The 13,999-nt window shown below is 72.6% G+C and carries 15 protein-coding genes; 3 read left to right on the top strand and 12 right to left on the bottom strand.

Going from position 1 to position 13,999, the window contains the following annotated elements; all coding sequences use genetic code 11:
- Nucleotides 1-233: 233 nt before the first annotated feature.
- Nucleotides 234-902, top strand: coding sequence for an SCO3374 family protein (locus ACZ5VD_RS35715; protein ID WP_468684679.1), 669 nt, complete (start codon nt 234-236; stop codon nt 900-902).
- 16 nt (nt 903-918) lie between these two features.
- Here the strand turns inward: ACZ5VD_RS35715 and ACZ5VD_RS35720 are convergent, their stop codons facing one another.
- The 10 genes from ACZ5VD_RS35720 to ACZ5VD_RS35765 all read right to left on the bottom strand — a co-directional run bounded on the left by ACZ5VD_RS35720 (nt 919) and on the right by ACZ5VD_RS35765 (nt 9,568).
- A complete protein-coding gene (locus tag ACZ5VD_RS35720; protein ID WP_468553069.1) occupies nt 919-1,254 on the bottom strand; it encodes a histone-like nucleoid-structuring protein Lsr2 in 336 nt (111 codons plus the stop codon).
- 284 nt (nt 1,255-1,538) lie between these two features.
- Nucleotides 1,539-2,105: an amino-acid N-acetyltransferase gene (locus ACZ5VD_RS35725; protein WP_468553068.1), complete on the bottom strand. Its 567-nt coding sequence runs from the start codon at nt 2,103-2,105 to the stop codon at nt 1,539-1,541.
- A 10-nt stretch (nt 2,106-2,115) separates the two neighbouring features.
- A complete protein-coding gene (locus ACZ5VD_RS35730) occupies nt 2,116-2,523 on the bottom strand; it encodes a BlaI/MecI/CopY family transcriptional regulator (protein ID WP_468553067.1) in 408 nt (135 codons plus the stop codon).
- Nucleotides 2,524-2,700: 177 nt separating this feature from the next.
- Nucleotides 2,701-2,880, bottom strand: coding sequence for a hypothetical protein (locus ACZ5VD_RS35735; RefSeq protein ID WP_468553066.1), 180 nt, complete (start codon nt 2,878-2,880; stop codon nt 2,701-2,703).
- Between the two features lie 67 nt (nt 2,881-2,947).
- The gene (locus tag ACZ5VD_RS35740) at nt 2,948-3,628 is read right to left on the bottom strand and encodes a hypothetical protein (RefSeq protein WP_468684744.1); all 681 of its coding nucleotides are present in this window, start codon (nt 3,626-3,628) and stop codon (nt 2,948-2,950) included.
- A gap of 493 nt (nt 3,629-4,121) precedes the next feature.
- Nucleotides 4,122-4,919, bottom strand: coding sequence for a type III pantothenate kinase (locus tag ACZ5VD_RS35745; protein ID WP_468553065.1), 798 nt, complete (start codon nt 4,917-4,919; stop codon nt 4,122-4,124).
- A gap of 5 nt (nt 4,920-4,924) precedes the next feature.
- Nucleotides 4,925-5,911, bottom strand: a complete 987-nt coding sequence (gene nadC, locus ACZ5VD_RS35750) for a carboxylating nicotinate-nucleotide diphosphorylase (protein ID WP_468553064.1) — start codon at nt 5,909-5,911, stop codon at nt 4,925-4,927.
- Nucleotides 5,912-5,916: 5 nt separating this feature from the next.
- Nucleotides 5,917-7,644: an L-aspartate oxidase gene (locus ACZ5VD_RS35755; protein WP_468684681.1), complete on the bottom strand. Its 1,728-nt coding sequence runs from the start codon at nt 7,642-7,644 to the stop codon at nt 5,917-5,919.
- On the bottom strand, nt 7,641-8,642 hold the full coding sequence (panC, locus tag ACZ5VD_RS35760) for a pantoate--beta-alanine ligase (protein WP_468553062.1): 1,002 nt from the start codon (nt 8,640-8,642) through the stop codon (nt 7,641-7,643). The genes ACZ5VD_RS35755 and panC overlap by 4 nt, the downstream gene beginning before the upstream one ends.
- Nucleotides 8,639-9,568 (bottom strand): Rossmann-like and DUF2520 domain-containing protein, encoded by a 930-nt coding sequence (locus ACZ5VD_RS35765; protein WP_468684683.1) that lies wholly within the window; start codon nt 9,566-9,568, stop codon nt 8,639-8,641. Before ACZ5VD_RS35765 ends, panC begins: the two co-directional genes overlap by 4 nt.
- A gap of 186 nt (nt 9,569-9,754) precedes the next feature.
- Between ACZ5VD_RS35765 and ACZ5VD_RS35770 the strand changes: the two genes are divergently transcribed.
- Together ACZ5VD_RS35770 and ACZ5VD_RS35775 are read left to right on the top strand one after the other, a co-directional pair.
- The gene (locus ACZ5VD_RS35770; RefSeq protein ID WP_468553060.1) at nt 9,755-10,951 is read left to right on the top strand and encodes a threonine aldolase family protein; all 1,197 of its coding nucleotides are present in this window, start codon (nt 9,755-9,757) and stop codon (nt 10,949-10,951) included.
- 99 nt (nt 10,952-11,050) lie between these two features.
- A complete protein-coding gene (locus tag ACZ5VD_RS35775; protein WP_468684684.1) occupies nt 11,051-12,157 on the top strand; it encodes a DUF5937 family protein in 1,107 nt (368 codons plus the stop codon).
- A 172-nt stretch (nt 12,158-12,329) separates the two neighbouring features.
- Here the strand turns inward: ACZ5VD_RS35775 and ACZ5VD_RS35780 are convergent, their stop codons facing one another.
- Nucleotides 12,330-13,127 carry an SAM-dependent methyltransferase gene (locus ACZ5VD_RS35780; protein ID WP_468684686.1) on the bottom strand — a complete coding sequence of 266 codons (798 nt, stop codon included), beginning with the start codon at nt 13,125-13,127 and terminating at the stop codon, nt 12,330-12,332.
- 140 nt (nt 13,128-13,267) lie between these two features.
- On the bottom strand, nt 13,268-13,942 hold the full coding sequence (locus ACZ5VD_RS35785) for a response regulator (protein ID WP_468553057.1): 675 nt from the start codon (nt 13,940-13,942) through the stop codon (nt 13,268-13,270).
- Nucleotides 13,943-13,999: the final 57 nt, after the last annotated feature.

Consider the following 13,999-nt stretch of genomic DNA (forward strand, 5'->3'; position numbering starts at 1 on the left):
ATCAGTACGCCGATGGCGAACGTGAGACGGCCCGTACTGCGTGTCGCCCCCTCCCACTAGGGATGTCTTACCCGCCGGCACGGACACTCCATGCCGCGAGCCCCGATTGCCTCCGCTATGGGCGAACAACCTTGTGCCTCCCCGCACCCCCGCACGCCCCTTTTCCCGACACTCTGTGCATTCACCGGCCCACCCAGCGTAACTCGGGGGCCCTTTGGACGGTTGCACTTGGCATGGTTGGCACCCTCCCCCCGGTCACGACCGAACTCACCACTGTTCCCCGCCCTCGGCGGCCGCTCGATCCGAGCGATCAGGTCCGCCGTTGGTACGAGAACGAACTGGGGTGGCCGACCGTGCCCGCACGGCCCGATTCCCCGGTGCGACTGACCGTGGGGGTGCGCTTCGACGTGCTCGACCTGCCGGCCGAGGCCGGTCACGCGGCGCTGCGCCACCTGACGGCTGGCTCTCCGGTGGCCCTGCGGGGTGACCGGATGCGGCTGCTGGTGGCGGCGGGCAGTGCGGAGGAACTGCCGGGAATCCTGGACTGGCTGGAGTGGGGAGCGCTGACGCTCGATCTCACGGCGATCGGCGAGGGCGGCGCGATCACCGCGCCACTGCCCCCGGAGCCGGGCCGGGACGGGGTACGGCCGCCGGTGCCGGGTCGGGCCGGGGTACGTCCGTCGCTGCCGGACCTGGGCCGCTCAGGAGCCGTGCAGGGGGCCGCCGTATGGCTGCGGCCCCCCGAGCCCGGGTGCGAGGTCGAGGCCTCGCTGCCGACGATGTCGGCCGTAGGGGGCGGTGGGGGCGCCCCCGATCTCGTACGAGTGGTGAACACGGTGGCAACGCAATGCCATCGCCTGCGGCTGCGACGCGCGTGCGCGCGGCAGCCCGCCTGCTCGTAAGTACCGCGGGCCGAGATCAGCCGTTGGCGTCCTCGTATGCCTTGCGAATGGTCGCCGGAACGCGGCCACGGTCATTGACCTCGTGACCGTTCTCCTTGGCCCATGCGCGAATCTGCGCGGTGTCCTGGCTGCCACCGGAAGCGACGCGCGCCTTTCCACGGCCACCCGAAGTACGGCCTCCGGTACGACGGCCACCCTTCACGTAAGCGTCGAGAAGGCCGCGCAGCTTGTCCGCATTGGCGGTCGTGAGATCGATCTCGTACGTCTTGCCGTCCAACGCGAACGTGACAGTCTCGTCCGCCTCGCCACCGTCGAGGTCATCGACAAGAAGGACCTGAACCTTCTGTGCCACCGGATTTCCTTTCATCCATAACGTGAGGGCCGGAGGTCACAGCGTTCGCCGTTTCGCCGTCCCCTTGATATATGCAGTACTGCAGTACATCGGAAAGCAAACCGCTTTTGCCGGAAAAACACAAACCCCCGGGGGAAGGCTCCGGGCCCGCCCCAGTCCGGAAACATGCGCGTTTCGGACATAGGGAACCTGGGCAGGGCGCACCCGGCCGGAATTGGCCTCGCTTGCGGAGCCTTGTCGGTCCTTGCCTTGTCGCCCCTTCGCGGCCGGTTGTCACCGCGCGATCACAGATGCAGAAGCATCCGGCTGTTGCCCAAGGTGTTCGGTTTCACCCGTTCGAGACCGAGGAACTCCGCCACACCTTCGTCATAGGAACGCAGAAGCTCCGCGTAGACATCGGTGTCGACCGGTGTCTCACCGATCTCGACGAAGCCGTGCTTGCTGAAGAAGTCGACTTCGAAGGTCAGACAGAAAACGCGACGAACGCCGAGCCAGCGCGCGGTGTGCAGCAACTTCTCCAGCACCTGATGGCCGACACCGGCGCCCTTCAGTCCCGGCTTCACGGCGAGAGTACGGACTTCCGCGAGGTCTTCCCACATCACGTGCAGGGCCCCGCACCCGACGACCTCGGAAGTCGAGCCGGCACCCCGTTCGGCGACCCAGAACTCCTGGATGTCCTCGTAAAGCGTCACCGTCGCTTTGTCGAGCAGGATGGAGCCACGGACGTACGCGTCAAGGAGTCGCCGTACGGCCGGGACATCGCCGGTGCGGGCCCGCCGGACGGTGATGGCATTTGCGGTGGCTTCGGGACTCTCCGCGGCACCACTCTCCGCTGAGCTCTCTGCTGACATGTGGCGGACGCTATCGCCCGCCGCCCGCCGCCGCCGAGCCGGGGTTCTCCTCGGCGGCACGATCCGCGGCCGGCCGAGCGGCTTCGGGCGTTTCCGGACCCGGCACCATCCGGACGGCGTCCCGCAGTGCGTGGCGCTGTTCCTCGCTCATCATCCCGAAGAACGCGACGAGCGCGGCGGCCGGGTTGTCGCTCTGCGACCAGGCGTCGTTCATCAGCGCGGCGGAGTAGGCGGCTCGGGTCGAGACCGCCTCATATCGATAGGCCCGGCCTTCCGCCTCGCGGCGCACCCAGCCCTTCTGATGGAGATTGTCCAAAACGGTCATCACGGTGGTGTACGCGATGGACCGTTCCTGCTGAAGGTCTTCCAGGACTTCCCGAACGGTCACCGGGCGGTTCCACTTCCACACCCGCGTCATGACCGCGTCTTCGAGTTCTCCCAATGGGCGAGGCACAGCTCAGCACAATAGTGGGAGTTCCCGGCATTGGCGTGGCGGACGTGCACTTTCATCGACAAACAACACAAAAAGGGCGTACGACTCGTGTGATTCCCGAGTCGTACGCCCTCTGTCGGTCGGTGTCGGGGCCGGGCGGGGTCAGGCCTCGGTCCGGGCGGACGCCTGCCGGGCACCGTCCGCGCGCGCGAGGGCGGCGTCCACGGCCGCGTCCTCCTTGGCCTTGTTCGCCCCGCCCTGGGTCTTCACGATCACCCGGATCACACCGATGAAGAACACGGCCATGACGACCGGGGGCACGAGCGCGGAGACATAGTCCATGCGTCCAGGGTAGCCACGGGCCGGTCGGCGACCGGCCCGGGGTGGCGCGAACCGGGCCGGGGTCGCGTCAGCCGGCCGCGAGGTGCTGCGGGTCGGAGGGCGGCTGGGCCGGTTTGTGGCGCGGAAACACCTCGCCCGGTGTGGGAACCGGCCGTGACGGCTTGGGGGCGGCGGGCGCCCCCGGACGGGGAGCGGGCCGCTCGGGCTGCACGGGCCGCTCCGGCTGCTCCCCCGGCTTCTTGACCGGCCCGGGGGCGGATTCCTCGGCGAACTCACCCCCGGCGCACCCACGGTCGGAGAGGCCCCCCGGCAGCGCCAGGAGACGCCTGCGAGAGGCGGGCACCGTCGGGGCGGGCCGGACCGCCGCACGCGTCGTACGGCGGGCCAGCCGGGCTCGTACGTCCTGTTCGGCCAGGGACTGGCAGCGGTGCAGGAGGGTGGCCGCGACCGGGTTGCCGCGCAGGGCGCGCAGCGCGGCCAGGTCGTCGGGGACGGGGCGGTACCCGGAACTCAGCGCCTCTTCGAGAAGTGCGAGGTAACCGGCGGCGGTGCCGGGCAGGGCGGCGCGGTACCGGGCGAGGTCGGCCACCAGGAAGGCACGCAGCCGGGCGCCCTCGCGCGTCGCCTCATCAAGGGACTCGGCAAGGCGGAGGCAGTCCTGGACGTCCTCGGCCGAGGCGGGCGTGGGGTGCAGGGCGAGGGCGAGAGCGCGGCGGAGCACACGCAGCTCCTCCACACCGAACGCCATGCCGCCGCGGGATCCGTATGGCGTGGGCATGCGGCGACGATACGCGCTAATCAGACAAATTCGACACAAGGAACCCGGGTGTGGCGCCCAGAGCCACCCACCCGGCGGCGCCCACGACAATTCACCGCGGCCACGACGGGGGACGGACGGGAGAAGCACCCCGTACGGGGCCCATGGGATGGAGTCCCGGCCCGCGGTCGAGCCGAAGGGGCGAAGCCCTGTGGGGAGTCTGTCCAAGGGGCGAGGCCCTGTGAGGGGTCTACGGGGCGGGGTCCCTGCCGAGGTGCAGGCGCGGAGCCTCCCGAGGGGGCCAGGAGACGCAATCCTCGCCGGGGTCCAAGGGCTGAGCCCCGGGAGGGGTGCAGGGGACGCAGTCCCCGCCGGGGTGCAGGGGCGGAGCCCCTGGGCGGGGTCGAAGGGGCGGAGCTCCTGGGGACGGGACGGGAAAGGGCGGCGGGGGCGGAGAGCACCCGGCGCGCGCCCCCACCCCGTCTCACATCCGCGACACGTTCCGCTCGTACACCAACCGCAGCCCGATCAACGTCAGCCACGGCTCGTGCTCGTCGATCACGGACGACTCCCCCAGCACCATCGGCGCCAGTCCCCCCGTGGCGATCACCGTCACCTCTTCCGGATCCTCCGCCAGTTCCCGGGCCATCCGGCCCACCACGCCGTCCACCTGGCCCGCGAACCCGTAGATGATCCCCGACTGCATCGCCTCGACCGTGTTCTTGCCGATCACGCTCCGCGGCCGGGCCACCTCGATCTTCCGGAGCTGCGCGCCCTTGACGCCGAGCGCCTCGACGGAGATCTCGATACCGGGCGCGATGACGCCGCCGACGTACTCCCCGCGCGCGGACACCGCGTCGAACGTCGTCGCCGTACCGAAGTCCACGACGATCGCGGGCCCCCCGTACAGCTCGACCGCCGCCACCGCGTTGATGATCCGGTCCGCACCGACCTCCTTGGGGTTGTCGGTCAGGATCGGCACGCCCGTCTTGACGCCGGGCTCGACGAGCACGGCCGGGACGTCGCCGTAGTAGCGGCGCGTCACCTCACGCAGCTCGTGCAGCACGGACGGAACGGTCGCGCAGATCGCGATGCCGTCGATGCCGTCGCCCAGCTCGTCGCCGAGGAGGGGGTGCATGCCCATGAGGCCCTGGAGCAGCACCGCCAGCTCGTCCGCCGTGCGGCGGGCGTCCGTCGAGATGCGCCAGTGCTCGACGATGTCCTCGCCGTCGAACAGGCCCAGAACCGTGTGCGTGTTGCCTACGTCGATCGTGAGGAGCATCGCGACTACTCCGCCTCGCGCAGGTCCAGGCCGATGTCCAGAATCGGCGAGGAGTGGGTCAGGGCCCCCACGGCGAGGTAGTCGACGCCGGTGTCCGCGTAGGCCTTGGCGTTGTCGAGGGTGAGCCGCCCCGACGCCTCCAGGGCGGCGCGGCCGTCCACGAGGGCGACCGCCTCCGCGCACTCCGCGGGCGTGAAGTTGTCCAGGAGGATCAGGTCGACGCCGGCGTCGAGGACTTCCCGCAGCTGGTGCAGGGTGTCGACCTCGACCTCGATCGGCACGTCCGGGAAGGCCTCCCGGACGGCCTGGAAGGCCTGGGTGACGCCGCCCGCGGCGACCACGTGGTTGTCCTTGACCAGGGCCGCGTCGGACAGCGACATGCGGTGGTTGACGCCGCCGCCGCACCGCACCGCGTACTTCTCCAGGGAGCGCAGCCCGGGCGTCGTCTTGCGGGTGTCCCGCACGCGCGCCCTGGTGCCCTCCAGAACGTCAGCCCACGCGCGCGTGGCGGTCGCGACGCCGGACAGCCGGCACAGCAGGTTGAGGGCGCTGCGTTCGGCGGTGAGCAGGTCACGGGTGCGTGTGGTGACCGACAGGAGCTTCTGTCCGGCCTCCACCCGGTCGCCGTCCTCGACGTGCCGCTCGACCTCGAACTCGTCCTCGCAGACGACCGAGACGACCGCTTCGGCGACCCGGAGGCCCGCGACGACGCCCGCCTCGCGGGCGACGAAGTCGGCGGTGGCGACGGCGTCCTCGGGGATGGTCGCGACCGTCGTCACGTCCACCCCGTGGGCGAGGTCCTCCTGGAGGGCGACGTTGGCGATGTCCTCGACCTCCAGGGGGTCGAGTCCGGCGTCGGCCAGGAGCTGTGCGAGCGCGGGGTCGAGCCCGCACTCCAGGTACTCCTCGTCCGCGGTGTCGGCGGCAGCGCCACAGGCACAGCCGTCGCCGCAGCCGCCGCTCTGGACGAGGGGAAGGTCGGGGGTGCTCACTACTGTCACTGCTCCTGGGGACGGTGGGGCTGCTGCTGCCGGGTCGATGGGAAGTCTGGGCTGTCCGTGGTGCGTACGGCCAGCGTCCGGTCCGGATTCAGCCGTACGACGATGTGGCGGCGCCACGTCGGGTCGTCGCGGTCGGCGTGGTCCTCGCGCCAGTGGCACCCGCGGGTCTCCTCGCGCAGGAGGGCGGCGGCGACCAGGACGCGAGCCACGCACAGGAGGTTGGTGGCCTCCCAGGTGTCGACGCCGGGCTCGGCGGTCTTGCCGTTCTCGTCGAGGGCGTCCCGGGCGTCGCTGTGCAGCCGCTGGAGGGCGTCCGCGGCGGTCGTGAGGGACGTGGCGGAGCGCAGCACGCCCGCGCCCTGCGTCATGGTCCGCTGGATGGCGAACCGGGCCTCGGGCGCCAGGAGGGGGTGGGCGGGCTTGCGGGGGTGCTCGACGGGGGCGGGCACGCGCGCGTGGAGGCCGTTCTCCGCGCGGCGGGCCGCGATGTCGGCGGCGATGCGCTCGGCGTAGACGAGGCCCTCCAGGAGGGAGTTCGACGCGAGCCGGTTCGCGCCGTGCACCCCGGTGCAGGCGACCTCGCCGCACGCGTACAGGCCGGCGACGGTCGTACGGCCCCGGGCGTCGGTGCGGACGCCGCCGGAGGCGTAGTGGGCGGCCGGGGCGACCGGGATGGGGTCGTGGACCGGGTCGATGTCGTGGGTGCGGCAGGCGGCGAGGATCGTCGGGAAACGGTGCTCCCACATGTCGGCGCCGAAGTGCCGGGCGTCGAGGAACATGTGCTCGGCGTCCTGCTCCTGCATGCGGCGCATGATGCCCTTGGCGACGATGTCCCGGGGCGCGAGTTCGGCGAGTTCGTGCTGCCCGACCATGAAGCGCACACCGTCGGCGTCCACCAGGTGGGCGCCTTCGCCGCGTACCGCCTCGGAGACCAGGGGCTGCTGGCCCTCGGCGTCGGCGCCCAGGAAGAGCACCGTCGGGTGGAACTGGACGAATTCGAGGTCGGAGACCTCGGCGCCGGCGCGCAGGGCGAGCGCCACGCCGTCGCCCGTCGACACGGACGGGTTGGTGGTCGCGGAGAAGACCTGGCCCATGCCGCCGGTCGCGAGGACGACCGCGGGGGCGTGCACGGCGCCCACGCCGTCGTGCTGGCCCTCGCCCATGACGTGCAGGGTCACGCCCGCGGTACGGCCGTCGGCGTCCGTGAGGAGGTCCAGGACGAGCGCGTTCTCGACCGTGCGCAGTCCCCGCGCGCGGACCGCCTCGACGAGCGCCCGGGAGATCTCCGCGCCGGTGGCGTCGCCGCCCGCGTGCGCGATGCGGCGGCGGTGGTGACCGCCCTCGCGGGTGAGTTCCAGACGGCCCTCTTCGGACTCGTCGAAGTGGGCGCCGGTCTCGATGAGCCGGCGGACCGCGTCGGGCCCCTCGGTGACGAGGATCCGGACGGCCTCCTCGTCGCACAGGCCCGCGCCCGCCACCAGCGTGTCGTCCAGGTGCTGTTCGGGGGTGTCGCCCTCGCCGAGGGCCGCGGCGATGCCGCCCTGCGCCCAGCGGGTGGAGCCGTCGTCGAGGCGGGCCTTGGTGACGACGACCGTGCGCAGGCCCTCGGCCTCGCAGCGCAGGGCGGCGGTGAGGCCGGCGACCCCGGAGCCGACGACAACCACGTCCGCGTCGATGGACCAGCCCGGGGCGGGCGCGTGCAGTCGTATGCCTGTGCTGGTCACGAGGCGGCTCCGAGGGTTCCGAAGGTGAGTGGGATGTTGTCGATCAGCCGGGTCGTCCCGACCCGGGCGGCGACGGCGAGGACGGCCTCACCGGTGAAGTCGTCCCCGACCTCGGTGAAGTCGGACGGGTCGACGAGCGCCAGGTAGTCCAGGGCCAGCGGCGGGCTCAGCCGGGCGGCCTCGTCGAGGACCTGGCGGGCGGCCGCGCGGACGGCGCCGGGGCCGGACGGGACGGCCTTCGCGACGGCGTGTGTGTCGGCCGCCGCGCGGGACTCCCCCAGGGCGCTCAGCGCCTCGGCACGCGCGTGCGTGGCGGGCACCTCGCGTGCCCGGGCGCGCAGCGCCTCCTGGGCCGCGTGCCGGTCACGGCCCGCGAACAGCGCGCGGGACAGCACGAGCGCGGTGCGCCGCTCCGCGGTGCCCAGGTAGCGGTTGCGGCTGGACAGGGCGAGCCCGTCCTCCTCGCGCACGGTCGGTACGCCGACGATCTCGACGCCGAAGTTCAGGTCCCGTGCCATGCGGCGGATCAGGGCGAGCTGCTGGGCGTCCTTCTGGCCGTACAGGGCGACGTCGGGGCGGGTGAGGTGCAGCAGCTTGGCGACGACGGTGAGCATGCCGTCGAAGTGGCCGGGCCGCACGGCACCCTCCAGGCGCTCCCCCATGGGGCCGGCGCTGACCCGGACCTGGGGCTCGCCGCCGGGGTAGACCTCCTCGACGGCCGGGGCGAACACCGCGTCCGCGCCGGACTCCTCGGCGATCTTGAGGTCGGCTTCCAGGGTGCGCGGGTAGCGGTCGAGGTCCTCGCCCCGGCCGAACTGCAGCGGGTTCACGAAGACGGTGACGACGACCTCGCCGTCCGCTCCCGCGATCTCGCGGGCGGTGCGGACCAGGGTGGCGTGGCCCTCGTGCAGGGCGCCCATGGTCATCACGACGACGCGACGGCCGGCCCGCGCGCGGGCGTGCAGTTCGGCGGCGGTGCGCAGCAGGGCGGTGGTCATCGGGCGTCCCCTTCGGTGCCGCGGGTCCCGTCGGCGAGTACCCCGAGCAGGTCCTCGGCGAGTTCCGGCTTCAGCAGCCCGTGGGCGAGCGCCCGGTCGGCGGTCGCGCGGGCCATCGCCAGGTAGCCGGCGACGGTCTGCGGGGCGTGCTTGCGCAGCTCGCCGACATGGGCGGCGACGGTGCCCGCGTCCCCGCGCGCGACGGGGCCGGTGAGGGCCGAGTCGCCGGAGCGCAGCGCGTTGTCGAGGGCGGCACCGAGCAGGGGGCCGAGCATCCGGTCGGGTGCCTCGACGCCGGCCGTGCGCAGCAGCTCCATGGACTGGGCGACCAGGGTGACCAGGTGGTTGGCGCCCAGCGCGAGGGCCGCGTGGTAGAGCGGGCGGTTCGCCTCGGCGATCCACTCGGGCTCGCCGCCCATCTCGATGACGAGCGCCTCGGCGGCCAGCCGCAGTTCGTCGCGGGCGGTGACGCCGAAGGAGCAGCCGGCCAGGCGCTGGACGTCCACGGCGGTGCCGGTGAAGGTCATCGCCGGGTGCAGGGCCAGCGGCAGCGCGCCCGCGCGCAGGGCGGGGTCCAGGACCTTCGCGCCGTACCGCCCGGAGGTGTGCACCAGCAGTTGGCCCGGCCGCACGGCCCCGGTCTCGGCGAGGCCCTCGACGAGACCGGGCAGCGCGTCGTCGGGGACGGTCAGCAGGACCAGTTCGGCGCGCGCGAGGACTTCGGCGGGCGGGACGACCGGCACGTCGGGCAGCATCTGCGCGGCGCGCTTCCGGGAGGTGTCGGAGACCCCCGAGACGGCGACCGGGCGGTGCCCGGCGAGTTGCAGGGACGCGGCCAGCGCGGGGCCCACCCGGCCGGCGCCGACGACGCCGACGGTGAGCCGCGCGGGGCGGTCCTTGGGGTCTGGCTGGTGGACTGTACTCACGCGACGGCGGCCTTCCCGTTCCAGTCCGCTCTGGGTACCGGACGATTTCTCGTCATGTTAACGCGATCGGTTCCGGGAGGGTCCGGTTGTCCACAGGCTGTGGGTTTCCGTACCGTCCCGCGAACCGCCGCGGTGCGGCGGAAATCCGGGTGCCCTCGCGGAACGCCGCACGGCATGATCCGGAGCATGACGGACACGGCGGCACAGGGCGAGGAACCCGAACAGGACGAGGCACGGGCGGCGCGGGAGCGGCTGCGGGACCGGCGGGCGGCCGCCTGTCTGGGGGCGGAGCGCGTCCTGTCGCGGGCGGGCTTCCACAGCACGCTGCGCGAACGGCTCGCGTGGCTGCAGGAGGCGGCGCCCGAGGTGTACGACGTCGACGAACCGGGCGACATGTACGGCAACCGGGTCGTGGAGGCCCTGGAGAGACGCGTCGCCGCGCTCCTGGGGACGGAGGCGGCCGCGTTCTTCCCGACCGGCACGATGGCCCAGCAGATCGCCCTGCGCTGCTGGGCGGGCCGTACCGGCAACCCGACGGTGGCGCTGCACGCGCTGGCCCACCCGGAGGTCCACGAGCGCGGCGCGCTCGGCGAGGTCGCCGGACTGCGCCCGGTCCGCCTGACGAGCGAGCCCCGGCTGCCGACCGCCGAGGAGGTGCGCGCCTTCGAGGAACCCTTCGGGGCACTGATGCTGGAGCTGCCCCTCAGGGACGCCGGTTACGTACTGCCCACCTGGGAGGAGCTGACCGAGGTGGTGGCGGCGGCCCGGGATCGGGACGCGGTGGTGCACTTCGACGGCGCGCGCCTGTGGGAGTCCACGGTCCACTTCGGCCGCCCCCTGCACGAGATCGCGGACCTCGCGGACAGCGTCTACGTGTCGTTCTACAAGTCCCTCGACGGCTTCGGCGGCGCCGCGCTGGCGGGGCCGAAGGCGCTGGTGGAGGAGGCGAAGACCTGGCGGCACCGGTACGGCGGCCTGATCTTCCAGCAGTTCCCCACGGTGCTGTCGGCGCTCGTCGGCCTGGACCGCGAGCTGCCCCGGCTGCCGGAGTACGTGGCCCACGCGCGCGTGGTCGCCGCCGCGCTGCGCGAGGGCTTCGCCGAGGCCGGCGTTCCGTGGGCGCGCGTCTTTCCCGAGGAGCCGCACACCCACGAGTTCCAGGTCTGGCTGCCGTACGACCCGGAGGTCCTCGCCGAGGCGGCCGTACGGCAGGCCGAGGAGACGAAGACGCTGCTGTTCGGCGTCCCCTGGGACCGGGGCGGACCGGGTCTGGGCGTCACCGAGGTCACCGTGCGGGCCGACGGCCTGGCGTGGACGGCCGACGACGTGAAGGCGGCGGTCGCGGACTTCGTGGCACGGGTGACCGAGGAGGCCGGCAGGTAGGACGCGTCCGCCGGTGCGGCCACCGGCCGAAGTCGCGCCGGACGACGGCGGCCGTCGATCGGGAACGGCGTTGTCGGTGGCGGGGTGCACCATGAAGGCATGAGCGTGCACATCGACATCGCGGGGCTGCGGCCGGAGAGGGTCGCCGTCGCGCCCTCGCCCCTGGCCGAGCTCGGCATGGCGCTGCACGCGCTGTCCGAGCCGGGGCACCACCCGGCCCTGCGGGGCTGGGTGACCGGCGTGACCGCCCGGCTCGACCCGCGGCTGGCCGACCGGATGTGCGAGGCGGACTTCCTGTGGCGGACGACGTTCTCGGACCTCTTCATGCCCTTCGCCGGCATCCCGGGCCGCAGCACGCTCCCGGGAGCCACCCTCGCCGAGGACCTCGATCTCCTGGACAAGCTGACGGACGAGCAGTTCGTGGACGCCGCCCTGGAGTTCACGTGTGCGCTGCCCTACGGCTCACACGGCCCGCACGCGTTCTCGGACGCGGATCTGCGCCGGCGCGCCCTGGAGCTGGCCGCCTCCCGCGGACCGCGGCAGGTGCGGTTCAGCGAGCGGCTGCTGGACGATCCACCGCAGATCCGGGCCTGGCTGCGCCGGTTCGTGGAGGACTGCGACGAGGCCTTCTTCGGGGAGATCTGGTCCCGGCTGCGACGTCAGCTCGTGACCGACGCCCGCCACAAGACGGATCTGCTGCGCCGCAAGGGTCTGGCCGAGGCGCTGGCCTCGGTGTCCCCGGCGGTGACGCTCGACGAGCCCGCCGCGCGGATCACGATCGACAAGCTGGGCCATGGCCGTTCGGCGACCGAGGAGGGCGGCCTGCTGCTCGTCCCGACGAGCCTGGGCCGGCCGCACCTGAGCGTCCTGCACCGGTATGCCTGGCAGCCCGTGCTGCACTACCCGGTCGGATCGCCCGAACTCGCCGCCCCGCCCTCGGTGGACCAGCTGGCCCTGCGGATGACCGCCCTCTCCCACCCCGTGCGTATGCGGCTCTGCCGGCACCTGGCCCGCAGCGCGTACACCACGGGCGAGCTGGCGCAGGTGCACGGCATGACGGCCCCCGAGATATCCCGGCACCTGGGCGTCCTGAAGAAGGCGGGCCTGGTCACCACCCGCCGCCGCGGCCGGTACGTCCTGCACCAGCTGGACGTCACCGTGGTGGCCCGGCTGGGCAGCGACTTCCTGGAGGGGATCCTCCGATAGCGGGCTCGGCCGGTGGGCCGTCGACGACCGGCTGCCGCCGGTGAAACTCCACCGGCGGCCAGGCGGCGGTTCCGGTAGCGGTTCGACCGGGGGTCCTTGGGGAGCCGGTTCGACCGGGGGTACTCCAGCGGCCGATCCAGCCGATCCAGCCTGTTCAACCCGTCCAGCCGGTTCAGCCGGTCTTCCGGCCCACGCCTCCGTAGAAGCCGATCTCGGCGGATCGTGGCGGCGGCGGGGAGTCCGGGCGCCAGAAGGGGGCCTGGGCGAGGCCGGGCTCGACCAGTTCGAAGCCCTCGAAGAACCGCTCGACCTCGGCGTGGGAGCGCAGGTTCAGTGTGGCGGTCGCCTTGCTGTAGACGGCCTGGGCCTCGCTGCGGTCGGCGAAGTCGCCCGTGGCGTGCGAGAGCACCAGGTGGCTGCCGGGCGGCAGCGCGTCGCGCAGGGCGGCGACGACCTGCTCCGGTTTCTCCGCGTCGGTGAGGAAGTGGACGACGGCGGCGAGGATCAGGGCGACCGGCTCGTCGAAGTCGATGACCCGGCGAATGTCGGGGTGGTCGACGATGGCCCGCGGGTCACGCAGGTCGGCGAGGACGACGCCGGTCGTGCCGGAGTCGCCGAGCAGCGCGTTGGCGTGCGCGTTCACGATGGGGTCGTTGTCGACGTACGCGACGCGCACGTCCGGCGCCGCCTCGTGGGCGATCTCGTGCACGTTCGGCGAGGTGGGCAGCCCGGTGCCGATGTCGAGGATCTGGCGGACGCCCTGCCCGACCACGTGCCGGACGGCACGCCCCAGGAAGGCGCGGTTGGCCCGCAGGCCGATCCGCACCTCGGGTGCGGCGGCGGCGAGCGCGTCGCCGGCCTGCTGGTCCACCTCGTAGTGGTCCTTGCCGCCCAGCAGGTAGTCGTAGATCCGCGCGGGGTGCGGCCTGCTGGTGTCGATCTCCTCGGACCGGACGCCGTCCTGTGCCACGCTGCGCTCCTCCCGACGACCGCCACGGCCCGTGCCCGCGAGCGAATGCCGACAGCCTCCCACATCAACTCGCCTCAGCACGGCCGTACTTGTGGGTGGCCGGCGACGCTGCCGGGAGCGCTGCCGACCCGGACCCGGACCTAACCCTGCCCGCCGCCCGCCCGCACCAGCCCCGTCTCGTACGCCAGGACCACCACCTGCACCCGGTCCCGCAGCCCCAGCTTGGTGAGGATGCGGCCCACATGGGTCTTCACGGTCGCCTCGGAGAGGACCAGCCGGGCCGCGATCTCGCCGTTGGACAGGCCCTGGGCGACCAGCACCATGACCTCGCGCTCGCGGTCGGTGAGCCGCTCCAGCTCCTTGAACTGGGGCTCCTTTCCGGCGCTGGGCAGCATCGGGGCGAAGCGGTCGAGGAGCCGGCGGGTGGTCGAGGGCGCCACCACCGCGTCGCCGCTGTGCACCGCGCGGATGGCGGCCAGCAGTTCGCCGGGCGGCACATCCTTGAGCATGAAGCCGGAGGCACCGGCCTTCAGCCCGGAGAAGGCGTACTCGTCGAGGTCGAAGGTGGTCAGGATCAGCACCTTCGGCGGTTCGTCCTCCATGCAGATGCGGCGGGTGGTCTCCACACCGTCCAGCTTCGGCATGCGGACGTCCATCAGCACCACGTCGACGGCGGTGCCACGGAGCACCTGCAGGGCCTCGACACCGTCGCCCGCCTCCGCGACGACCTCCATGTCCGGCTGGGCGGCGAGCACCATCCGGAATCCGGTGCGCAGCAGCACCTGGTCGTCGACGAGCATCACGCGGATCGTCATCGGGGCCTCTCTTTTCTGGTTTCGTCTTCTGGTTGCGTCTGGGGTCTTCTGGCGACG

The organism is Streptomyces sp. NPDC032822, from assembly GCF_055578825.1.